Source organism: Chryseobacterium sp. YIM B08800 (assembly GCF_026163565.1).
Classification (GTDB): Bacteria; Bacteroidota; Bacteroidia; order Flavobacteriales; family Weeksellaceae; genus Chryseobacterium.
In genome coordinates this window covers 1-21957 of the sequence record NZ_JAPDKN010000067.1, presented here as the reverse complement: position 1 = coordinate 21957, position 21957 = coordinate 1, and the positions used below count along the sequence as shown (strand labels likewise).

General features: G+C 33.1%; 20 protein-coding genes. 10 read left to right on the top strand and 10 right to left on the bottom strand.

All coding sequences use genetic code 11. From position 1 onward, the window contains the following. Window positions 1–141 precede the first annotated feature (141 nt). The 5 genes from OEW74_RS18210 (at window position 142) to OEW74_RS18190 (ending at window position 3623) form a co-directional block, all read left to right on the top strand. Window positions 142–753 carry an L-threonylcarbamoyladenylate synthase gene (locus tag OEW74_RS18210; protein ID WP_265429821.1) on the top strand — a complete coding sequence of 204 codons (612 nt, stop codon included), beginning with the start codon at window positions 142–144 and terminating at the stop codon, window positions 751–753. A gap of 13 nt (window positions 754–766) precedes the next feature. Continuing rightward, window positions 767–1474 (top strand): CPBP family intramembrane glutamic endopeptidase, encoded by a 708-nt coding sequence (locus OEW74_RS18205; protein WP_265429820.1) that lies wholly within the window; start codon window positions 767–769, stop codon window positions 1472–1474. Then, the gene (yaaA, locus tag OEW74_RS18200; protein ID WP_074229226.1) at window positions 1471–2229 is read left to right on the top strand and encodes a peroxide stress protein YaaA; all 759 of its coding nucleotides are present in this window, start codon (window positions 1471–1473) and stop codon (window positions 2227–2229) included. Before OEW74_RS18205 ends, yaaA begins: the two co-directional genes overlap by 4 nt. After that, on the top strand, window positions 2229–3077 hold the full coding sequence (gene prmC / locus OEW74_RS18195) for a peptide chain release factor N(5)-glutamine methyltransferase (RefSeq protein ID WP_265429819.1): 849 nt from the start codon (window positions 2229–2231) through the stop codon (window positions 3075–3077). Before yaaA ends, prmC begins: the two co-directional genes overlap by 1 nt. Before the next feature lie 96 nt (window positions 3078–3173). After that, window positions 3174–3623 carry a hypothetical protein gene (locus OEW74_RS18190; RefSeq protein ID WP_265429818.1) on the top strand — a complete coding sequence of 150 codons (450 nt, stop codon included), beginning with the start codon at window positions 3174–3176 and terminating at the stop codon, window positions 3621–3623. A gap of 73 nt (window positions 3624–3696) precedes the next feature. Here OEW74_RS18190 and OEW74_RS18185 read toward each other — a convergent pair whose 3' ends face one another. From OEW74_RS18185 to OEW74_RS18170, 4 genes are all read right to left on the bottom strand, one after another. Beyond that, window positions 3697–4350 (bottom strand): rhomboid family intramembrane serine protease, encoded by a 654-nt coding sequence (locus OEW74_RS18185; RefSeq protein WP_265429817.1) that lies wholly within the window; start codon window positions 4348–4350, stop codon window positions 3697–3699. Beyond that, on the bottom strand, window positions 4347–6932 hold the full coding sequence (locus OEW74_RS18180) for a DNA gyrase/topoisomerase IV subunit A (protein WP_265429816.1): 2586 nt from the start codon (window positions 6930–6932) through the stop codon (window positions 4347–4349). Before OEW74_RS18180 ends, OEW74_RS18185 begins: the two co-directional genes overlap by 4 nt. Window positions 6933–6941: 9 nt before the next feature. Continuing rightward, on the bottom strand, window positions 6942–7358 hold the full coding sequence (locus OEW74_RS18175) for a hypothetical protein (RefSeq protein ID WP_265429822.1): 417 nt from the start codon (window positions 7356–7358) through the stop codon (window positions 6942–6944). 94 nt (window positions 7359–7452) lie between these two features. Further along, the gene (locus OEW74_RS18170; protein WP_265429815.1) at window positions 7453–9336 is read right to left on the bottom strand and encodes a DNA topoisomerase IV subunit B; all 1884 of its coding nucleotides are present in this window, start codon (window positions 9334–9336) and stop codon (window positions 7453–7455) included. Between the two features lie 175 nt (window positions 9337–9511). Between OEW74_RS18170 and OEW74_RS18165 the strand changes: the two genes are divergently transcribed. Next, on the top strand, window positions 9512–10660 hold the full coding sequence (locus OEW74_RS18165) for a methionine aminotransferase (RefSeq protein WP_265429814.1): 1149 nt from the start codon (window positions 9512–9514) through the stop codon (window positions 10658–10660). 303 nt (window positions 10661–10963) lie between these two features. Here the strand turns inward: OEW74_RS18165 and OEW74_RS18160 are convergent, their stop codons facing one another. The 6 genes from OEW74_RS18160 to OEW74_RS18135 all read right to left on the bottom strand — a co-directional run bounded on the left by OEW74_RS18160 (window position 10964) and on the right by OEW74_RS18135 (window position 16835). After that, on the bottom strand, window positions 10964–11728 hold the full coding sequence (locus tag OEW74_RS18160) for an SDR family NAD(P)-dependent oxidoreductase (protein ID WP_265429813.1): 765 nt from the start codon (window positions 11726–11728) through the stop codon (window positions 10964–10966). A gap of 84 nt (window positions 11729–11812) precedes the next feature. Beyond that, window positions 11813–12751 carry a helix-turn-helix domain-containing protein gene (locus OEW74_RS18155; RefSeq protein ID WP_265429812.1) on the bottom strand — a complete coding sequence of 313 codons (939 nt, stop codon included), beginning with the start codon at window positions 12749–12751 and terminating at the stop codon, window positions 11813–11815. A gap of 36 nt (window positions 12752–12787) precedes the next feature. Beyond that, complete coding sequence (locus tag OEW74_RS18150) at window positions 12788–13873, bottom strand: hypothetical protein (RefSeq protein ID WP_265429811.1); 1086 nt, start codon at window positions 13871–13873, stop codon at window positions 12788–12790. Window positions 13874–13959: 86 nt separating this feature from the next. Continuing rightward, complete coding sequence (gene ychF / locus OEW74_RS18145) at window positions 13960–15051, bottom strand: redox-regulated ATPase YchF (protein WP_265429810.1); 1092 nt, start codon at window positions 15049–15051, stop codon at window positions 13960–13962. A 153-nt stretch (window positions 15052–15204) separates the two neighbouring features. After that, window positions 15205–15756 carry a ferritin gene (locus tag OEW74_RS18140; RefSeq protein ID WP_265429809.1) on the bottom strand — a complete coding sequence of 184 codons (552 nt, stop codon included), beginning with the start codon at window positions 15754–15756 and terminating at the stop codon, window positions 15205–15207. 374 nt (window positions 15757–16130) lie between these two features. Then, window positions 16131–16835: a class I SAM-dependent methyltransferase gene (locus OEW74_RS18135; protein ID WP_265429808.1), complete on the bottom strand. Its 705-nt coding sequence runs from the start codon at window positions 16833–16835 to the stop codon at window positions 16131–16133. 86 nt (window positions 16836–16921) lie between these two features. Between OEW74_RS18135 and OEW74_RS18130 the strand changes: the two genes are divergently transcribed. The 4 genes from OEW74_RS18130 to OEW74_RS18115 all read left to right on the top strand — a co-directional run bounded on the left by OEW74_RS18130 (window position 16922) and on the right by OEW74_RS18115 (window position 21637). Beyond that, on the top strand, window positions 16922–17995 hold the full coding sequence (locus OEW74_RS18130) for a hypothetical protein (protein WP_265429807.1): 1074 nt from the start codon (window positions 16922–16924) through the stop codon (window positions 17993–17995). 112 nt (window positions 17996–18107) lie between these two features. After that, entirely contained in the window at window positions 18108–19250 is a 1143-nt protein-coding gene (locus OEW74_RS18125) for a vWA domain-containing protein (RefSeq protein ID WP_265429806.1), read from the top strand. A 145-nt stretch (window positions 19251–19395) separates the two neighbouring features. Beyond that, the gene (locus tag OEW74_RS18120; protein WP_265429805.1) at window positions 19396–20850 is read left to right on the top strand and encodes a sigma 54-interacting transcriptional regulator; all 1455 of its coding nucleotides are present in this window, start codon (window positions 19396–19398) and stop codon (window positions 20848–20850) included. Window positions 20851–21079: 229 nt separating this feature from the next. After that, a complete protein-coding gene (locus tag OEW74_RS18115; protein ID WP_265429804.1) occupies window positions 21080–21637 on the top strand; it encodes a DUF4956 domain-containing protein in 558 nt (185 codons plus the stop codon). Window positions 21638–21957 lie beyond the last annotated feature (320 nt).

The following is a 21957-nucleotide window of genomic DNA, read 5'->3' as shown; positions in this document are numbered from 1 at the left end:
GGGTTATGAGCCCGACGAGCTACCTACTGCTCCATCCCGCGATATTGGATTGCAAATATACGAATATATTTCAAAACCGCAAGCAATCCTTTTAAATAAAGCATTTTTATAAAATTTATTTAAATATTCGTACATTTGTTTATGGCAAAAATTTTGAAAATTTACCCCGACAATCCCCAGGAAAACCTTATCAATGAGGTGATTAAAACCCTGAACAATGGCGGACTGATCATTTACCCGTCTGATACCATTTATGCTTTAGGCTGTAATATTTTTGATATTAAAGCCATGGAAAAACTGGCACAAATAAAAAAACAGAAGCTTGAGAAAGCAAAATTCTCGATTATCTGTAATGATTTAAGCCACTTATCAGACTTTACAAGACCGATTGATACTTCTGTTTTTAGATTTTTGAAAAGCCATCTTCCCGGTCCGTTCACATTTATTCTGGAAGCAAATAAAAGTTTGCCTTTAGCTTATAAAAATCATAAAACAATTGGTATTCGTGTACCCGATCACTCAATTCCGCAGTTGATTGTTGAAAAATTAGGACATCCGATTGCATCAACTTCCATTAGAGATGATGATGAAATTATCGAATATTCTACAGATCCGGAACTGATTGCAGAAAAATACGATCACTTGGTTGATATTGTAATAGATTCCGGTTATGGGGACAACGTTGCCTCAACCATTGTAGATCTTACATCGGGCGAACCGGAAATAATCCGTCAGGGAAAAGGAGAAATTTAGAACGATTGATAAAATGAGTCTTAGCGGAAGATATTCTTTAGGCATAATACTTACTTTCGTATTGCTTGCCTCTTCAATGCTGTTTTCAATCCCGACAATTAATTCTTTTTTGAATTATAAAACTTTAACGGCTGATCTCTTTTTTTATGACAGACTTTCGCTTTGGCTGGTTTTAATATTGGTTTTAGTTTATAATTTTTTCATAGAAAACAGATCATTCTTTGTTTGGGAAGAAAAGAAGTATTCTCCTTTATTTTATTTAGGTGCAGTAATCGCTTTATACTTTATTTGCGTATTTGGCGGAGCTTTTCTGAATACAATTATTATTTTATTGACCGAAGAAAAAGTTAGCAAAAGACTTTTAGAGTTTAAAATTTTATTTAACAATAATTATTTTCTCATCATTTTCACCTGTCTTACCGCCGGAGTTATCGAAGAATTGCTGATGCGGGCTTACATCCAGCCAAGAATTGAAAAAATATACAACAGTCCGATGTTGGGCGTGATTGTTTCTGCACTTTTATTTGGCATTTTACACAGCACTTACGGAACAATTGGCCAAGTTGTTGTCCCCTTTTTTATTGGGATTGTATTTGCTTTATTTTATAAAAAATATTCAAACATTAAAATTCTAATAATCTGTCATTTCCTGATAGACTTTATCTCGATGATGATCATGAATTTTATTGATTCTAAACATTTATCTTTACTTTACTTATGAAAATCATAACTTCCCCCGCAAAATTAATGAACGTAGAAAACTCAACAGATTTATTGAGAACTTCTACTCCAAGATTTATCGAAGAAGCAGAATTAATTCAATCTCATTTAAAACATAAATCGCCAAAATATCTTTCCGAATTAATGGAAATCTCAGCAAAACTGGCAGACGAAAACTGGGAAAGAAACCAGAAATGGAAATCTAAACCCACCGCAAAAGAATCTGCTCCTGCAATGTTCGCTTTTACGGGTGAAGTCTATCGTGGGTTGGATGCAAAAACTTTAGACAAAAATGCGGTTGATTATCTTCAGAAAAACTACAGAATGCTTTCCGGTTTGTACGGTTTGCTGAAACCTTCAGACAAAGTAATGTTGTACCGACTTGAAATGGGAAGAAATTTTGAATTTGAAAATAATAAGAATCTCTACCAATTTTGGACAGAAAAAGTAACCGAACAGCTTAATTCTGAGATGAAGAAAAATGAAATTCTTCTGAATTTGGCGAGCAACGAATATATAAAAGTTGTCGACAGAAAAAAACTCAATCATCAGGTTATTGATTTTGATTTTTATGAAATAAAAGACGGAAAACTGAAAACAATTGTAGTTTACACAAAGCATGCAAGAGGTTTGGTCGTAAGATTCTGCGCAGAAAACAATGCAAAAACATTAAACGATGTGAAAGCTTTCAACTATGAGGGTTACAGAATTGATGAAGAAAAATCGACCGATACCAAACTCGTTTTCACAAGATAATGACGCTATCACAACTTAAAAAGCATTTTTCAGATTCACTTTCGGAAGTTTATACAGATCCTGAAAGTGTTTTTATATTTCAGATCTTTGCTGAAGATATTTTAGGCTTAAATAATTTTCAGCAAAGACAATCTGCAGATTTAGAATTGTCTGATGAAAACGCAAACAGATTCCTGCAAATCATTTCAGAATTAAAAACCGGAAAACCTTATTTACAGATCTTAGGTGAAACCGAATTTTATGGAATGAAAATTTTTGTGGATGAAAATGTGCTTATTCCACGCCCTGAAACTGAGGAATTACTTGAAATTACGATTCAGAAAATCTCAAATCTCAAATCTCAAATCTCAAATCTCCAAGTTTTAGACATCGGGACCGGAAGCGGAATTATTCCTTTGGTTTTAAAGAAACATTTCCCGGAAGCGGAAGTTACATCGATTGATCTTTCTGAAAAAGCTTTAGAAGTTGCCAAAAAAAATGCAGATTTTCACCAACTTGAAATCAATTTTATTCATGCTGATTATTTGAATTTAGATTTAAATCAAAATTTCGATGTTATTATTTCAAATCCACCTTATATTGGACTTGATGAAGAGAACGAGATTGCAGATTCTGTAAAGGGATTTGAACCCACAATGGCATTATTTTCTCCAACTTCTGATGCTTTGATTTTTTACAAAAAAATTGCAGAAGATTCTAAAAAACATTTAAATAAAAATGGTTTGCTTTTCTTAGAAATCAATCAGAAATTAGGATCAGAAACATTAGAATTGTACAAAGATTTTTCACAAGCTGAATTGATAAAAGATCTGAGCGAAAACGACCGTTTTATTTTTGGAATTAAATAAGATTAAGTTTAAAAATTCATATAAAGTTAATTGTAATCAAAATCTCTATTATTTTTTATATTCTTAATTTTGCCTCACCAAACAAAAATTATTTTTATGAAAAATTCAATGAAAAGCGCTCTGCTTGCTTGCGGAGTTTTATTTACGATTTTCAGTTGCAGTACTGATGCAACAACTCTTACGGATTCTGAAATGAATCTCGCCAATAAAAGCGAGAATAGCAAAAAACAACAGACTTATCAGTTGAAAATAGGTACTTCTCAAAACGGAGTAAACTACATGAACGGGACTTATGACATGGGTGGAATTTATGCAACTGACGTAAATACAGGTGATGTTTATGACGGATATATTACTTATGTTGGTGGTTTTGCAAAATTACCGGGATATTTTAACGATCTTCCGGAAGGAACTTATGAAATATCTGCTTATCAAGGACAAGGAGGATGGGTTGGTTATGGCTCTACTACAGTAACCTTGACACCCTCTTTAGTTGGACAAGACGGTTATGTGAATGTTTATATTCCGATTGCCTGGGCTGAATAAAGAACTTTTAAACAATAAAAAAGACTGTTTTCATTAGAGAACAGTCTTTTTATTTCAGATGATTTGAAAGAGTTTAGTTAATTCTTTTTCTGACAAATATTTCATATCCTAAATAAATCAGTGGAAGCGACATAATTCCTATAAATAAAGAATTTTCAATTGCACTTTGAGGTTGAATAATCACAGCATAAACAAGCCCGAAAAACGCTCCTCCCAAATGTGCAGCATGTCCCAAATTATCCCATTGTTTAGGATTAAGCATCATATAAACAGAATAACTGAAATATAATAACCCAAATATAAAACCCGGAATTGGAATCGGTATGAAAAAGAAGTAAATTCCGATATTGGGCATCATTGCAATGGCTGCAAATAAAATCCCTGAAACACCACCACTCGCTCCAATTGCAGAATACCACGGCTGTTTTTGGTAAATAAATAGTGAAAAAATATTTCCTAAAAGAATAGATCCAAAATAAATAATAAGAAATCCTATATTTCCAAATCCTTCTAAAATGACAGGACCGAAGAAATATAAAGTCATCATATTAAACAATAAGTGCATGATATCTGCATGGAGAAATCCTGCAGAAAGTATTCTGATATATTCTTTTCTATGCTGAATAGCTCCAACATTGAATTTATATTTCTCAAATATCTCTTTATTATTAAAAGCAATAAAACTGATAATTGCAGTAATAGCAATAACTAATATTATGATATTCATTCTGTAGTATTTTCGTTATCATCACTTCCAAACAAATTTCCTATTGCTCCGTCATCGTTTGATGAAGTAAAATCTGGTTCTTCGTACACTTCCGGTTCTTCTTCTTCCGGCTCCGGAATTGTGATGTTGATATTTTTAACCTTAAACTTTGTAAACTGATTTCCGATTGCTTTAATTCCTTTTACGGCAATAAATTCGTCGATATTTACAGTTTCCGGATCGCGTTCTTTCCCTTTATCTTTTGCAAAAATAATTTCTGCAGTTGTATTATTGGCCACAATAATTCTTTCGATAAAAGATTTCGGATGTTCGGAAGGCATAAAGGTTTGCAGATTGGTATTGTTTTCCAGCAAGAACCTTTTGATGAAATACATATCCTTTTCACCGTCGTAATAAATACAGGTTATAGGCTGGTTTGGTCGCCATTTTTCAAGAACCACATATTCGTCATCGAAACGGTTTCCAAGATCAAAACTCACCAATTTTGCTTCACCTTGAGCATTAATCGTTAAGATTTTATCATCCCCTTTAAAATTCCCCAATAAAGTTCCTCTTACATCTGCATTCAGCCTTCTTACCGTTTCATCAAACCATATTTTTCTTGGTGCTAAAGTAGAAACACCTTCTTCTTTCAGATCAACTTTCTTTACAGAATATTTGGTTACCAAATTTCCTTTAGAATCTCTTCCTTTAATTGCCAGTTCAGAAAAATCGATTTCCATTTTATTTTTTCTGATTCTCGGGTTGGGCTTTAATAAAACCGTTACAACCTCAGCTTCACCATTCGGATTTGCCGAAAAATACAGCATTTCTGAACCTCTTTTATCAGAACCTAAAGCATAATCTGTATTTCTTGTAACTGCAGTTACCGAAAAACGTTTCATATAATAAGGTCCGTCTCTTCCTTCACGGTAGATCATGTTGTAAACCGTGCGTTTATCGTTCTTTTTCCAGATGGCAACGTGCTGAATGTCTTTTCCGATGAAAGTTTTTGCTTCCACTTTTACCACTTTCATGCTTCCGTCTTTTCTGAATGTGATGATATCGTCGATGTCTGAACAGTCAAACAGATATTGGTCTTTTTTCAAAGAAGTTCCAATGAAACCTTCTTCAAAATTTGCATAGAATTTTTCGTTGGCAACGGCAACTTTTGTAGCATCAATAGTATCGAAAATTCTTAATTCTGTTTTTCTTTCTCTGTCTTTCCCGTATTTTTTCTGAATATTTTGATAATACTCAATTGCATAAGCAATAAGATTCGCCAAGTGGAATCTTACCTGCTCTATTTTACCTTCTAAGGCAGCAATATTTTCTTTAAATTTATCTAAATCGAATCTTGAGATTCTTTTAATTCTGATTTCTGTTAACCTTAAAATATCTTCTTCGGTAACTTCTCTTAAAAGATGGGCAGTGTGAGGTTTTAAACCTGCATCAATTGTTTTCAGAACTTCTTCCCAGCTTTTCACCTCTTCAATGTCGTGGTAAATTCTGTTCTCGATAAAAATTCTTTCTAATGATGAAAAATGCCAGTTTTCCTGCAGTTCATGAAGTTCGATTTCCAGTTCTTTTTTCAATAAAGAAACTGTATGATCGGTATTCATTCTTAAAATCTCCGAAACATTCAGGAACATTGGTTTGTCACCAACAATTACACAAGCATTCGGCGAAATCGTAACCTGACAATCGGTAAATGCATACAAAGCATCAATCGTTTTATCTGGCGAAACTTCATTGTGAAGGTAAATCAGGATTTCAACTTTATCTGAAGTATTATCTTCAATTTTTTTGATTTTGATTTTACCTTTTTCATTTGCTTTTAGAACAGAATCTATTAAGTCTGTTGTGGTTTTAGAAAAAGGAAGCTCAGAAATCATCAGAGTATGCTTGTCGACCTGAGAAATTTTCGCTCTGGCTCTTACTTTTCCGCCTCTTTGTCCATCGTTGTATTCTGAAACATCAAGATATCCTGCCGTTAAAAAATCCGGGAAAATTTCAAATTTCTTGCCTTTCAAATGAGCAATAGAAGCGCTAATCAGTTCATTAAAGTTATGCGGAAGAATTTTTGTGGAAAGCCCAACTCCGATTCCTTCAACTCCCTGTGCAAGAAGCAAAGGAAATTTCACAGGTAAATCTATCGGTTCGTTATTTCTACCATCATAAGATTTAGACCATTCTGTGGTTTTGGGATTAAAAACTACTTCCAAAGCAAAAGGCGTTAATCTTGCTTCGATATATCTTGCAGCTGCAGCAGAATCTCCTGTGTAAATATTCCCCCAGTTTCCCTGAGTGTCAATCAGCAATTCTCTCTGCCCGATTCCTACCATTGCATCGGTAATAGAGGCATCACCATGAGGGTGATATTTCATTGTGTTACCCACAATATTGGCCACTTTATTATAACGCCCGTCCTCCAATTCACGCATAGAATGCATAATTCTACGCTGTACGGGTTTGAAACCATCATAAACAGACGGAATCGCTCTGTCTAAAATTACATAAGATGCATAATCCAGAAACCAGTCTTTGTACAGTCCTGAAACTTTTTTTAAGCTTTCGCCTTCGTGAGAGTTGTCTTCTATCATTACTTATTCTTAATGTCTTTTCTCTTTATTAGCATTTACTACTTTGTTAAGGGATGCTTTTAAATCTTTAACTTCTTTTCTCGTCAAATAAGAAGTTTCATATTTTAAGGTTGTGGAACCATTATTTTTGCTCGAAATCGTTACATAAAGTCTACTGAAAAACAATATGGAGACCATCTCAAATTTAATCAGTTTATATTTTGGAAATTCATCACTTAAAGGTCTATTTAAAAAAGGAACCACATTTCTATTTCTGAAATGAAGCGCTTCTCCGTCACTGTCATACTCAAAGATCTGTCTTCCATGTAAATAAATGACGACCAATAAGATAACAGGGATAATAATTAAAAGACAACTTTTTTCATCTAAAATGCCAAATCTTATTTTATCTAAAATAAAACCGACGCACCCGCCCGATAATATCATCAATAATAGTATATTGAAAAAATTATACACAGGTACTTTTTTCCTGTTACTCAGTCTCATGTTGATTATTAGTGTTTTTTCTGATTATTTCTTTTTAAAGCTCCACTTCATCTAAAATCTCTTTTTTATTAATATCTTGATCTTCTACGACTAAATTTTCAAGGATGAAAACCTGTCTGTCTGGTGTATTTTTCCCCATGTAGAATTCCAGAAGCTGATCAATTGTCTGATCTTTTCCTATCACTACAGGTTCTAAACGAATGTCTTTTCCAATAAAATGTTTGAATTCGTCTGGTGAAATCTCTCCTAAACCTTTAAATCGGGTAATTTCAGGGTTTTTACCTAATTCATTCAAAGCTTTTACTCTTTCCTGTTCGGAATAACAATATCTCGTCTCTTTTTTATTTCTAACTCTGAATAAAGGAGTCTGAAGAATAAATAAATGTCCGTTTTTAATCACATCCGGAAAAAACTGAAGGAAGAATGTAATCATCAGAAGTCTGATGTGCATTCCGTCGACATCGGCATCGGTTGCGATAATTACTTGATTGTACCTTAAATCTTCAAGACTTTCTTCAATATTTAAAGCCGCTTGCAGTAAGTTGAATTCTTCATTTTCGTAAACCACCTTTTTGGTTAAACCATAGCAGTTCAAAGGTTTACCTTTTAATGAAAACACAGCCTGAGTTTCTACATCTCTGGATTTTGTGATCGATCCGGATGCAGAATCTCCCTCAGTAATAAAGATTTGTGTCTCAGCTTTTCTTTCTGCCTTTTGATCGTTGTAATGCTGTCTGCAGTCACGCAATTTTTTATTGTGAAGCGACACTTTTTTTGCTCTTTCTCTTGCCAGTTTCTGAATTCCGGAAAGCTCTTTTCTTTCTCTTTCGGAAATTAAGATTTTTCTTTGAATTGCTTCAGCAATTTCAGGGTTTTTATGTAAAAAATTATCTAGCTTACTTTTTAAGAAATCGATGATAAACGTACGAACAGTTGGTCCGTTTGGTCCCATATCATTCGAACCCAATTTTGTTTTCGTCTGAGATTCAAAAACTGGTTCTTCAACATTGATTGAAATCGCTGCAACAATGGATTTTCTTACATCAGAAGCATCAAAGTTTTTATTAAAAAATTCACGTATGGTTTTCACAAAAGCCTCTCTGAAAGCATTTAAATGGGTACCACCCTGCGTTGTATTTTGTCCGTTTACGAATGAAAAATACGTTTCAGTCTGTGATTTATCGGTATGTGTAATAGCAACTTCAATATCATTATCTTTCAGGTGAATAATCGGATAAAGTGTTTCATTTTCAAGTTCTTCATCCAACAAATCTTTCAAACCATTTTCAGAATAGAAAGTTTCGCCATTAAAAATAATTTTTAATCCCGGGTTCAGATATGCATAATTGCGGAGCATTCTTTCGATATACTCTTTTCTGAATTTATAATGAAGGAAAATCTCAGCATCAGGAGTAAACAAAATCTCAGTTCCGTTTCTGTCTGAAGTTTCTTTTTCTGCGTGTTCTTCGGTTATTAAACCTCTGGAAAATTCGGCAACCTTCATTTTACCATCACGGAAAGAACGTACACGGAAGTAATCTGAAAGTGCATTTACAGCTTTCGTACCGACACCGTTTAATCCTACAGATTTTTTGAAGGCCTTACTGTCATATTTACCTCCGGTATTCATTTTTGAAACTGCATCGACAACTTTTCCCAAAGGAATTCCACGACCGAAATCACGAATCATGACTTTTCCGTCATCTACTTTTATTTCGATTCTTTTACCCGATTTCATCCTGAATTCATCAATCGAGTTATCCAGAATTTCTTTCAGTAAAATATAAATACCGTCATCCGCAGACGAGCCATCGCCAAGCTTCCCGATGTACATACCGGGGCGCAAACGAATATGTTCCTGCCAATCGAGGGTTCTGATATTATCTTCAGAATAGATAGGTTGTATTTCTTGTGACATATATTATTTCAGCAAACATACAAAAGTACAAAATCGAGCAAAAATATCCGAATTTTTCAGTTTCAATTTATTAATATTTTTAGTTAATTTTAAATATTCCAATCAAATATTTCTTGAGATTTTGTCTGCAATATTTGAAAATTTCGCCTAATTTAGATTCATAAAGAATTTTTAAATGATACAACTTCCTTCTTCAAAACTTCCCAATGTAGGAACCACCATATTTACCCAAATGTCTCAATTGGCCAATCAACATCAGGCAATTAATCTTTCACAAGGTTTTCCCGATTTTGAAACAGATTCAGAATTACTGAACTTAGCAAATGATTTCATTAAAAAAGGATTCAATCAATACGCTCCTTTAGGCGGAATCATGGGTTTAAAAGAAGAAATTGCAAGAAAAATCGAAAATAGTCATCAAGCAATCTATCATCCCGAAACTGAAGTTACCATTACAGCAGGCGGAACTCAGGCAATTTTCACAGCGATTGCTGCTTTCGTACAAAAAGATGATGAAGTGATTATTTTTGAACCCGCATACGATTGTTACGAACCAACCGTAGAGCTTTTCGGAGGAATTGTAAAACGCTTTCAAATGAAAGCTCCGGATTATGAAATCGATTGGAATGTAGTGAAAAATTTAGTTTCAGAAAAAACAAAAATGATCATTCTGAATAATCCGAACAACCCTTCTGGAAAGATCTTAAAGGAAAATGATATTCAGAAATTAATAAAAATTGTAAAAGACACCAATATTCTAATTTTGAGTGATGAAGTCTATGAAAATATTGTTTTTGACGGCAATCAACATTTAAGTATTTGCAAATATCCCGAACTTAAAGAAAGAAGTATTTTAGTTGCATCTTTCGGGAAGTTATTTCACATCACAGGTTGGAAAATTGGATATTGCGCTGCTCCAAAAGCCCTTACTGATGAATTTAGAAAGGTACATCAGTTTAATGTTTTTTGTGTGAATACTCCACTTCAAATGGCGTTGGCGGAATACATGAAAAATGACGAACATTATAATCAACTGAATCAGTTTTTTCAGAAAAAAAGAGATTTTCTGAGACAGAGTTTAGCTCAAACTTCATTTGAACTTCTCGATTGTGAAGGAACTTATTTTCAGGCTTTGAAATACAATAAAATTTCAGATAAAAATGATTTTGATTTCGCTACAGAGTTAACGATTAATCATAAAGTGGCAAGTATTCCATTTTCAGCATTTTATAAAGACAAGCTGAATGAAAATGTGATTAGATTATGCTTTGCCAAAAAGAATGAAACTTTGGAAAAAGCGATTGAGAATTTAGCGAAGCTTTAATTGATTTTTTTTAAGATTTAAAATTGAAAAAAGGTAGCGCTCCTACGGAGCGTCCATTTCCTTCTGCAAAAAATATCCTACACAGGTATTGCTCCTCTGGAGTAATCACATTATTACTTAATCCATGCTCTTGAGTAATACCAAGAAACTTATTTAAATTTTAAATAAAATCTCTCTCAGATTGAGCTTATTACGCAGATAATAAAAATCCGCTCGATTTGCTAGATCTGCGAGAGATAATTTTGAATATTAATCCTGAGATTCTTCCTTCGTCAGAATGACAAACTGCTAAATTCTTACTTTTTAAAAGAACATTCCGCCAGAAACTTCAATTCTTTGTGCGGTAATCCAACCTGCATCATCGGTGCATAAAAAAGCTACTACTCCACCAATATCATCCGGCAAACCAGCTCTTCCTAAAGCAGTATTACCAGCAACCATAGCGTTTACATGTTCATCATCTCTTGTTCTTCCGCCACCAAAATCGGTTTCAATTGCACCCGGTGCAACAGCATTGACTTTAATTTTTCTTGCTCCTAATTCTTTCGCCATATATTTACTCAGTTGATCGATTGCCGCTTTCATAGAACCGTAAACCGACGAACCAGGCATTGCAAATCTCGCTAAACCTGAAGAAAGATTGATAATTCCGCCATTATCGTTCATAAATGGTAAAAATTTCTGAGTAAGGAAGAAAACTCCTTTAAAATGAATATCTACCATATCATCCAACTGTTCCTCAGTAACATTCGCAATCGGCATATACAAAGCCGTTCCGGCATTATTAATAAGAAAATCAATATTTCTGCTTCCCGTATTTTCTTCTAAATGGTCGCCTACATTTTTAACGAATTCATCGAATGATTTTACGTCTTTTGTATTCAATTGATAAGCAATGGCTTTTCTTCCTAAAGCCAGAATTTCAGCTACGGTTTTATCCGCTTCTTCTTTATTTGAATTGTAAGTAATAATTACATCCAATCCTTTTTCTGCAATTTTTAAAGCTGAGTTTTTTCCTAAACCTCTGCTTCCGCCTGTTACAAGGGCAATTTTTGTTCTGTTATTCATATTTGATTTTTTGATGGTACAAAGTTGAGCCAATTTCAAACGAATTTGTTTACTCCAATCAATCTGAAATTTGCAAAATTCAAATCAGGCACGAAATTCCATTGGAGCGAATGAAGTTTTACGTTTGAAAAAATTGGAGAAGTGAGCCACCTCTTCAAAACCTAAAGCGTAAGAAATTTCGGAAATATTCCAATTGGTTTGTTTTAATAATATTTTAGCTTCCTGAATCAATCGGTCTGCAATAAATTCAGTGGTTGTCTTTCCTGTTTTCTCCTTTAAATTTTTATTTAAATAATTCACATGAATCGACAACCGATCTGCAAAATCTTTAGCTACTTTCAATTGAATTCTTTGACTGGAAGACTCAATCGGAAACTGTCTTTCCAACAATTCGATAAATAAAGAAACCACTCTCACTGCTGCATTATGCGAATTTCCAACTTTTTCTGCGGGTTGTAATTTTTGTCCGTAATGAATCAGTTCTGAAACATAATTTCGAATCAAATCATATTTAAATTCATAATCAGAATCTATTTCTTTTTTGATTTTTCCAAACAGTAGATCAATTTCATCAGCCAGCTCGTCATCAATCTCAAAAACAGGAATGGTACCCGGTTGAAATAATGGCAAATCTTCAAGAATATTTTTCGAAGCATTTTTAGTGAAAAAATCCGCTGTGAAAACACAAAAGTTCCCAGACTGATCCTCATCTTCAGGTACATAATGATAAGGAACTTTCGGGGTTGCAAAAAGCAAAGCATTCTTTTTTATGGAGATTACTTTATCAGCATATTCTGCCCTGTTTCTTCCTCTGATTAAACTTATTTTATAATATTTTCTCCTGTTGTAAGGCATTTCAGAAGTTTTCTTGACATTGGCAATGGTCTGCGCAATATCAAACACATTAAAATGACCGATATCTTTGTGAAGACCTTTTGGGAAGATGCTTTCCATATCTTTTCCCAATCCTTTAGTCATTTCAAGATAAAAATCTTCCAGAGAAGCATGAGCTAGTTTTTCCATGATGCGGAATTTGTATAATTCAAATATAAAAATATATTATGAAACCGTTCCACCAACATTTTCAAAAACCCATTTTCCATTTTTAAATTCAACCCGATAATCTGCTGTTCCTCCAATTGCCCATTCATAAATATAAAATACATTGGGATTACTTTTGTCTTTTTTAATTTTAGAATAACCCCCATTAAAGACATCTGTAACTCTTACATAATAAGGTTGTTTTTCTCTATCTTCCGGAAATACCAAAACTTTTGCTTTTAGATTTATTCTTTGAAAATAATCACAGTCACTTTCAAAAGGCATAATAAAATAATCCATTTTATCTAAATTATCTCTTATCCCATCTAAAGGCTGATCGATCAAATTTTCATATAAAGTTGTAAATTTATTTTTCTCAGATTTAAAAAGCGGATTACGGTCTTGAAAATCATTAATTCCGTCTCCATCGGTATCTTTATTGTTAGGATTCAAACCAAAACAGTTCTCAAAAATATCTGTATACCCATCATCATCTGAATCTTTCTTTAAATCTTCCAGTTTAATTTTGAATAACTTCCCATCTTCAATAGCAGAATAATCATCATATCCCGGTAATCCTGGAACTTTTATGATTTTAACAAAGCTTCCCTCAAGTTGAAAACTACCATCTTTAACAATTGGATTCTGTTGTAATTTATTAAATTGATAATGACTGAAACTTAACCCTAGAAAATAAGCAGAAGGTTTGTCGTTTTTAATTTCTAAAAACCAATACCCCAATCCGTTTCTACCCAAAGCATATTTTACATTGTTTTCAGTGTGCTTAAATGAATAAAGAAATTGTCCGAAAAATTTTTCTTCAAAATCTGAAAATAGAGTCTTTTGATCCCGAAAGAATTTCTCGTCTTTCTCACTTGTATTACGAATATCACATCTTTCTAAGCTATCTTTTTTAAAGCTTCTGAAGTTTTTCAAATTTATAATTTCAAGATAGTCGGGTTTATTTTCTAAAATATCTTTTACAGTAAATGTTTTAGGCTCTTCATAAGTATTAAAATACTTTTCGTCTTCCTGAACAAAACATCTTTCCTCAAGGCTTTTTGAACACGAAAAAATCAGAAATAATAAAAATAAATATCTCATAAAATGTTTTTACTAATATATAAAAAAACGCTCCCAAATTCATGGAAGCGTATTTTAAAATACTATATAACTAACTTTTAATATTTTTAAACATTAAATCTGAAGTGCATTACATCACCGTCTTGAACGATGTATTCTTTACCTTCTACAGAAAGCTTTCCAGCTTCTTTTACTTTTGCTTCAGAACCATACGTTACATAATCATTGTATCTGATTACTTCCGCACGGATGAAACCTTTTTCGAAATCTGTGTGAATTACTCCCGCAGCTTGAGGCGCCGTCCAACCTTGTCCGATTGTCCAAGCTCTTACTTCTTTTACCCCTGCTGTAAAATACGTCTGAAGCTTCAATAAATCGTAAGCTTTTCTGATCAAACGGTTTACTCCAGGTTCTGTAAGACCTAATTCTTCCAAGAAAATTTCTCTTTCTTCGAAAGTTTCAAGTTCATTGATATCGGCTTCAATCTGAGCTGCTAAAACAACAATTTCAGCACCTTCACCTTTCGCCATTTCTTCAATTTTTGCGATCCACTCGTTTCCGTTTTTGATTGAATTTTCATCAACATTACAAACGTAAAGAACCGGTTTATTGGTCAAAAGTTGAACCTCACCAATGATTGATTTTGTTAAATCATTCACTGCAAATTCTCTTGCATTTTTACCATCTTCAAGATGTTTCTGAAGATTTTGAAGCGTTTCATACGTCAAAATATCTTCTTTCTTACCAGACTTAATGAACTTCTTCGCTTTTTCAACAGCTTTACCCACTGTTTCCATATCTTTTAACTGAAGTTCTATATCGATAATTTCTTTATCTCTCAAAGGATCTACAGAACCTTCAACGTGAATAATATTTCCGTTATCAAAACATCTTAAAACATGAATAATCGCTTCACACTCACGAATGTTTGCCAAGAATTTGTTTCCTAAACCTTCTCCTTTACTCGCTCCTTTTACAAGACCAGCAATATCTACGATCTCTACAACAGCAGGCAAAACTCTTTCAGGATTTACCAGTTTTTCAAGCTCAAATAATCTCTGATCCGGTACAGAAACCGTTCCTAAGTTAGGCTCGATAGTACAGAAAGGATAATTGGCAGACTGCGCTTTAGCATTGCTTAAGCAGTTAAAAAGAGTTGATTTACCTACATTCGGTAAGCCTACGATTCCACATTTCATAACGTTAGATTCAAAGTTTAAGGTTTAAAGTGTAGGTGATATTACCTTTCACTTTCAGCGTGCAAATATAGTGATTTTACGGTGAAATTCATAATAAAAAAATCCGCCAATAATCTGACGGATTTTCTAAAATATTTTTTCGTAAACTTATGTTTATGGATTATTCCCTGTCGCTTCTTGAGCCAGCGGAACATCATTAGGAGCAGATGCCATTGCACTGTCTAAGCTAAATAATGATTCGTCTGTAGCTCTGTCGCCACCCGCAATTTTCAGTTTATCTATTAAATTTGAAGCTAAAGTTTCCTCTTCAATCTGTTCCTGAACAAACCATTGCATAAAGTTCCATGTTGCCCAGTCTTTTTCTTCCAAAGCCAAATCTACAAGCCTGTAAATAGAGGTTGTATTGTCTACTTCATGTTTAAAAACACCATCGAAACAAGCCGATAAAGTTTCAGGATCTGCAGGCGGAGCCGGAATTGCTTCCACTTTTGGTTTTCCGCCTCTGTTTAAAACGTACTCCATAAATTTTATGGAATGATTTCTCTCTTCCTGAGCATGACGGTACAAAAAATTGGCAATTCCCTGATAACCTTTGTCATCTGCCCAAATTCCGTACGATAAAAATGTGTGTGAAGCGTGAATTTCTTTATTCATCTGGTCGCTCAATGCTTTTTCCAGCGCAGGTGAAAGTCTGTTGGTATTCATAATTGTATATTTAAATGTGATTATCATTAAGGATACAAAAATGATTCCGTGAAAAGTATTTTCTATATTTTTTTGAAAACTATAAAACACAATCAATTATAAATCATATACTTGACATCCTAATTTATAGTTAGTCTAAAATAAAATGATGAATAATTTCAAATATTATTTTTAAATTCAATAACATAAATACATATTATTTTTGAAAAATTAATGACAACAAAATCTAAAATTTTACTTTTAAAGAATTATAAGAACCTTGTTTACGGAATGTTTGCTCCTAAGGAGCAAACTTTGTAGCATAAATGCTAAGTTGTGATGGCGCGCTCCGTAGGAGCGCTACCTTTTCCAAAAAATATTCGTACTGATTTAACCTATTTCTTCGTCAGTTTTGCCAGATAAGAATCTTCATCCTGAATAACTTTTTCTATTTTAAAACCGTTATTTTCAGCAGCGTTTTTCAAAGTATTAAAATCAAGATACAGCCATTTGATGGGATCTTCAGACTCACCTTTGTAATGAACGATATAATCCAATTCACCATAATATCCTTCTGTTGGAATATAAACTCCGCCGTCTTCATCTGCATCGAACATGTATAAAATATCGGTACTGTCAATAAGGATCTGTCCGTTTTTATTTAGTAATGAATAAAGCTTTTTAAGATAAATATCAATTACTTTCAAGCTTTGAAAAATTCCGGTTCCGTTCATTAATAGAAGAATCGTATCGAAAGTTTCTCCCGAAAATTCAAGCATATTCTGAGCAGCCGCCTTTTGAATTCCTCTTGATTGACAAACCTCAATTGATCTTGGCGAAATATCTAAAGCAGTAACCTCTAAATTCCTTTCATTTTGAAGATATAACGAATGGGAACCAGCTCCCGCTCCGATATCTAAAACTTTTCCGTCAGCTAGTTTTAAAGTTTTCTTTTCAATCTTATTCATCTCTTCAAAACCTCTGAAAAGATATTCTACCGGAAGCTCATCGAGTTCGGAAATTGAAGTTTCAGTCTGCAGATCTTCAGGATCTTCATTGTGAAAATAATCCCAGATTGCGCGTCCCATTAAGTCTTTCATAGTGGTAATTGTGGGTGCAAAGATAATGGTTTAAACTTTTCTTTAAACTTTTAATTATATTTGAATTGTAAATGTAAATAAAGACCATGTCCAAAATACTATTGTTCAGTTTGATATTTCATAGTTTGTTTTTTCAAAGTCAAAAATTAAATGGTGATTTACAGTTTAGAAAAAATGATAAGCTTGATCAAAAGTTTAGCTCTGAAGAAAGAAACAGAATTATTTATAATATTTTACCAATTAAAGACTCTGAAGATTTAGTTACTATAAGAATTCTATTTCCTCGACAAATAATCGAATTACGTAAAAATAAAAACAATAAATATTTCGGATTTGTCATTAATAAAACGACGCAATATAATTATTCAAAAAGAGATAGAAATGAATTAAAAAACACTGTTGAATTTTTCCAAAAAACACCCATTGAAGAAGATAAAATAAAAGAATTGATGAACAAACTTATTTTATCTGATCAGAATAATTTACCTACTGATTCTCTTATTGAAAATTGGAATAGAAACTATCTGCATTGTAATAAAGTTAATTTTCAGTTTAAAACATTAAACAACATACAAGAACAGGAATACAATTGTCCATTGCAACAAGACGAAGAAAAACAAACAATAAAAATTATTGCCGAAAACATTCGGTTTGTTCAAAGCCAATTAAAATTAGATTCAATTTATAGCACTTTTGAAAATATTTTACCACTAGGTAAAAGTTACTCATATGATGGATATCGAATGATGTATAAATTGACAAAGAAACAAAATGAAATTCGAGAAAAATATAAACCGTATCGTGAATATTTAAAATCACACAAAGATTCAATTGACCATTATTTAGAAAGCTTTATTCGAAATATCAATTTAAAATCAAAAAAAATAAATTGTTTTGAAACATACCATCTCGAATTCTCAAAAAAAGGAAATTTAAAAAAGATTTCAGTAATGGATTCTGATAAACCTAAATTGAAAGACGCACTTGGTTTGAAGGATTTTTTAGAGGATAAGAAAGAAATTAGAAGGTGTAAAAAAGTTATAAGAGAAATATTTGTAAATACAGATTTGTCATGGCTTAATTTAAAATTTAGCTTAAACAGATCAATCAGTTTTGATTTGTATGGAAATCCGCAATTGTCAGATAATACTATTTATTAAAGTGAAACTAATTGCAATTCCTATCACTATCATCCATATTTTCTATTTTTAAAACCATTCCACTCCTTCAAAATTTCCCTAACTTGTCTTTTCTAAAAACGAGATTCATCTCATGACAGATAAACATTTAAATTTTCAACAGGGATTTACCTTCAGCAAACATATTCCGGAAGACATTTCACATTTTGAGAGGGTTTTTGATGTGTTCAAAGATTTGTTGACCCACACTTCAGGAGATATTGAGGAAGCTTTTGAGTGGCTCGATATGCTCGATAAAGAATACGACATTTTCACCGACGAATATACGCTTGAAGATTTTGAAGAAGACTTAAGAAAGCGAGGCTACATCAAAAAAGAAGACGATTCCGAAGATGAAAATTCTGGAACCGGAAAAGGTAAAAATATTCTTACAGCCAAACTGGAAGCCGCTTTACGAGAATATGCTTTAGACCAGATTTTTGGAAAGCTTAAAAAAAGTGGAATTGGAAATCATAAAACCAACAAATCAGGAGTTGGCGACGAACGAGATGGTGAAAACCGAAATTTTCAATACGGCGACGATCTTTCTACCGTCAATATGACTGAAAGCTTGAAAAACGCACAAATCAACAATGGAATTTCAGATTTGCGAATGACCGAAGACGACCTCATTGTAGAAGAAACCAAACATAAAGCTCAAATGAGTACGGTTTTGATGATCGACATCAGTCACTCGATGATTTTATATGGTGAAGACAGGATTACGCCTGCCAAAAAAGTGGCAATGGCTTTGGTAGAACTGATCAAAAGAAAATACCCAAAAGATTCCATCGATATTATTGTTTTTGGAAACGAAGCTTGGCCGATAAAAATCAAAGACCTTCCCTATTTGCAGGTCGGTCCGTATCACACCAATACCGTTGCAGGATTAGAATTGGCAATGGATATTCTGCGTAGAAAAAGAAATACCAACAAACAGATCTTCATGATTACCGACGGAAAACCAAGTTGCCTGAAACTTCCAACTGGTGAATATTACATGAACAGTGTCGGTTTAGACCAGAAAATCATTTCCGAATGTCTCAATAAAGCTGCACAAGCCAGAAAATTGAAAATCCCAATCACAACTTTTATGATTGCCCAAGATCCATATTTACGGCAGTTTGTAAATGCATTTACCGCTCAAAATAAAGGAAAAGCTTTTCTTACAGGACTTTCAGGTTTAGGACAAATGATTTTTGAGGATTACGAGAAGAATAGAATTAAGAGAATATAAAGCTGGATGTTGGGTGTCTATAAAGTTTACAAATAAATATTTGGCAAAATTTAATAATAAAGTCATCGTTTTATTTCTTAATTAGCTTAACCTCCAGCTTCATTCATCCAACACCCAGCCATTAATAACAATATCATTACAAAAAATGAAAAACGATACAACATTCAAAGAATTAAAAAAATCAGGATATACAGATAAAACAATTAGTCAGGAAATTCAGGCTAATTTAATTGCAAAAATTAAAGCAAAAGAACCCGTTTTTGAAGGACTTTGGGGTTATGAAGATTCTGTAGTTCCACAATTGAAAAAGGCAATTTTAGCGGGACATCATATCAATTTATTAGGTTTACGCGGACAGGCAAAAACCAGAATCGCAAGAAGCATGGTCAATCTTTTAGATGAATATATGCCGATCGTAAAAGGTTCTGAAATTAATGATAGTCCGTTTCAACCGATTTCAAAATTTGCGAGAGATCTGATCGCTGAATTGGGTGATGAAACTCCAATTTCTTGGGTTCACCGTTCGAATCGTTTCTTTGAAAAACTGGCAACTCCGGATGTAAATGTTGCCGATTTAATTGGAGATATTGATCCTATTAAAGCAGCAACTTTAAAACTACCCTATTCTGACGAACGTGTTTTACATTATGGAATGATCCCGAGAGCGAACCGTTCGATTTTTGTTTTAAATGAATTGCCCGATTTACAGGCTAGAATTCAGGTTTCTTTATTTAATATCTTGCAAGAAGGTGACATTCAGATTCGTGGATTTCAATTGAGAATGCCTTTGGATATTCAGTTTGTATTTACGGCAAATCCTGAAGACTACACCAATCGTGGAAGCATCGTAACGCCTTTAAAAGACAGAATCGGATCGCAGATTTTCACGCATTATCCGAAAACCATTGCTTTAGCAAAACAGATTACCGAACAGGAAGCTCTGGTTTCTGCCCAAGATAAAGCACAGATTCAAATTCCTGATTTGGCAAAAAATCTTTTGGAAGAAGTTGCTTTTGCAGCCCGTGACAGCGAATATGTAGATGCAAAAAGTGGCGTAAGTGCTCGTTTGTCAATCAGCGCAATGGAAAACTTGGTCGCTGCAGCAAAATTACGTCTGATAGAAACCGGAGCCGATAAAACTACCGTTCGTCTGCTTGATTTCATGTCGATTATCCCTTCAATTACCGGAAAGATAGAATTGGTTTACGAAGGAGAACAGGAAGGCGCAGATTATGTAGCTAAAATATTAATTGACAAAGCGGTAATGATACAGTTTGAAAGTATTTTTCCACGCATTTCAAAATTAGAGAAAGAAGGCATCAAAACTCCTTACACTGATTTGATTAAATGGTTTAATAAAAATCATTTGGAACTCAATTACACCGATACCGACGAAGAATTCTATGCAAAACTGAATAAAATTGCGCCATTGACAACTGTTGTAGAAGAAAACGCTTCTGAACTCAGCGAGGAAAATAAGAATTTCTGTAAAGAATTGGTACTTTGGGCTTTGACGATTAGTAAAAAGCTAGATAAGTCTGAAAATTCAGCGACCTATACTTTTGATTCTGCAGATGTAAGACAGTTATTCAGAAATTAATTTTTGAAATAATTAAAGACAATATAATTACTCAACACTTTGAGAAGGTATGTTTGTCTTTTGTCACCTGCTCCATCGGAGCAGAACCTGTGTAGAATAAATTGACAGAATTACAAAGTGGCGCTCCGTAGGAGTGCTACCTTTGTTTTCAGCCTAAAAACAATACTATTATTTTTTCTAAAAACCATTCATTCTAAATTGTATATTTGTCAGAAATTAAAGCACAATTTTGGAACTACAGGAACTTTTTGAACGTTTAGCGATACTTTGCATATCAATCTTCACTCTTTATTATTTTTCAAATAGAAACCGTAACATCAGATTACATCCTCTTTTGGGATTGATCAGCATTTGTACATTTTTTATGTGTTTGGTTTTTACCAAAGCAGAATATAGCCTCGGCGTGGGTTTTGGTCTTTTTGCCATCTTCTCGATCCTGCGTTTCAGAACGGAAACCTTTACTATTCAGACGATTGTTTTCCTGTTTGTTTCAATCACACTTTCACTGTTAGACGGACTTTTACCTATTAAAAATTTAGAAATTCTTTTAGGGATCAACATTTCGATTGTTGTAATTTATTTGATCTTAAATTATTTCGAAAAAAAATCTCCTATCGTTTCTGAAAAAAATTCGATTGAAGTTATTTCTTCATTAGATTTTCTTCAATTGGAAGAAGCAGAACGAAAAAGAGTTTTAACTGAAAAAACAAAATTGAAAAACTTTAGCTATAATATTAAAACCATTAATCTGAATGATAATATTGTGATTTTAAAGGTTTCACATTAATAATTTCATCGACTTTTTCATATTTCTCTTTTACCTAAATGATAAATACTTTTATGTAAAAAATTTAGCCCGCAAAGAATGAATTACTAAGTTAATGCAATGATTATGTTTTCAAGCTTTGCGAAGCAAATTTTATTTGCCTTTGCATCTTTAAATTTGAGCTGAATAAATAAATCTTTGCGTGTATAAAATTTATAAACATTTATAAAATATTTATTTTAAAGCCTAACCAATTTTAATGGTTTAACTTTTTGAATAAAATGAGTTTTTTCACCACGCATTCTATGACAAAAAGCAAATAAAAACCGTTAAAATTTAAG

What these genes read in the sequence shown, in the direction of transcription:
- OEW74_RS18210 (WP_265429821.1), top strand. Translation starts at nt 142, where the DNA reads ATGGCAAAAATTTTGAAAATTTACCCCGACAATCCCCAGGAAAACCTT.
- OEW74_RS18205 (WP_265429820.1), top strand. Translation starts at nt 767, where the DNA reads ATGAGTCTTAGCGGAAGATATTCTTTAGGCATAATACTTACTTTCGTA.
- yaaA (WP_074229226.1), top strand. Translation starts at nt 1,471, where the DNA reads ATGAAAATCATAACTTCCCCCGCAAAATTAATGAACGTAGAAAACTCA.
- prmC (WP_265429819.1), top strand. Translation starts at nt 2,229, where the DNA reads ATGACGCTATCACAACTTAAAAAGCATTTTTCAGATTCACTTTCGGAA.
- OEW74_RS18190 (WP_265429818.1), top strand. Translation starts at nt 3,174, where the DNA reads ATGAAAAATTCAATGAAAAGCGCTCTGCTTGCTTGCGGAGTTTTATTT.
- OEW74_RS18185 (WP_265429817.1), bottom strand. Translation starts at nt 4,350, where the DNA reads ATGAATATCATAATATTAGTTATTGCTATTACTGCAATTATCAGTTTT.
- OEW74_RS18180 (WP_265429816.1), bottom strand. Translation starts at nt 6,932, where the DNA reads ATGATAGAAGACAACTCTCACGAAGGCGAAAGCTTAAAAAAAGTTTCA.
- OEW74_RS18175 (WP_265429822.1), bottom strand. Translation starts at nt 7,358, where the DNA reads ATGATATTATCGGGCGGGTGCGTCGGTTTTATTTTAGATAAAATAAGA.
- OEW74_RS18170 (WP_265429815.1), bottom strand. Translation starts at nt 9,336, where the DNA reads ATGTCACAAGAAATACAACCTATCTATTCTGAAGATAATATCAGAACC.
- OEW74_RS18165 (WP_265429814.1), top strand. Translation starts at nt 9,512, where the DNA reads ATGATACAACTTCCTTCTTCAAAACTTCCCAATGTAGGAACCACCATA.
- OEW74_RS18160 (WP_265429813.1), bottom strand. Translation starts at nt 11,728, where the DNA reads ATGAATAACAGAACAAAAATTGCCCTTGTAACAGGCGGAAGCAGAGGT.
- OEW74_RS18155 (WP_265429812.1), bottom strand. Translation starts at nt 12,751, where the DNA reads ATGGAAAAACTAGCTCATGCTTCTCTGGAAGATTTTTATCTTGAAATG.
- OEW74_RS18150 (WP_265429811.1), bottom strand. Translation starts at nt 13,873, where the DNA reads ATGAGATATTTATTTTTATTATTTCTGATTTTTTCGTGTTCAAAAAGC.
- ychF (WP_265429810.1), bottom strand. Translation starts at nt 15,051, where the DNA reads ATGAAATGTGGAATCGTAGGCTTACCGAATGTAGGTAAATCAACTCTT.
- OEW74_RS18140 (WP_265429809.1), bottom strand. Translation starts at nt 15,756, where the DNA reads ATGAATACCAACAGACTTTCACCTGCGCTGGAAAAAGCATTGAGCGAC.
- OEW74_RS18135 (WP_265429808.1), bottom strand. Translation starts at nt 16,835, where the DNA reads ATGAAAGACTTAATGGGACGCGCAATCTGGGATTATTTTCACAATGAA.
- OEW74_RS18130 (WP_265429807.1), top strand. Translation starts at nt 16,922, where the DNA reads ATGTCCAAAATACTATTGTTCAGTTTGATATTTCATAGTTTGTTTTTT.
- OEW74_RS18125 (WP_265429806.1), top strand. Translation starts at nt 18,108, where the DNA reads ATGACAGATAAACATTTAAATTTTCAACAGGGATTTACCTTCAGCAAA.
- OEW74_RS18120 (WP_265429805.1), top strand. Translation starts at nt 19,396, where the DNA reads ATGAAAAACGATACAACATTCAAAGAATTAAAAAAATCAGGATATACA.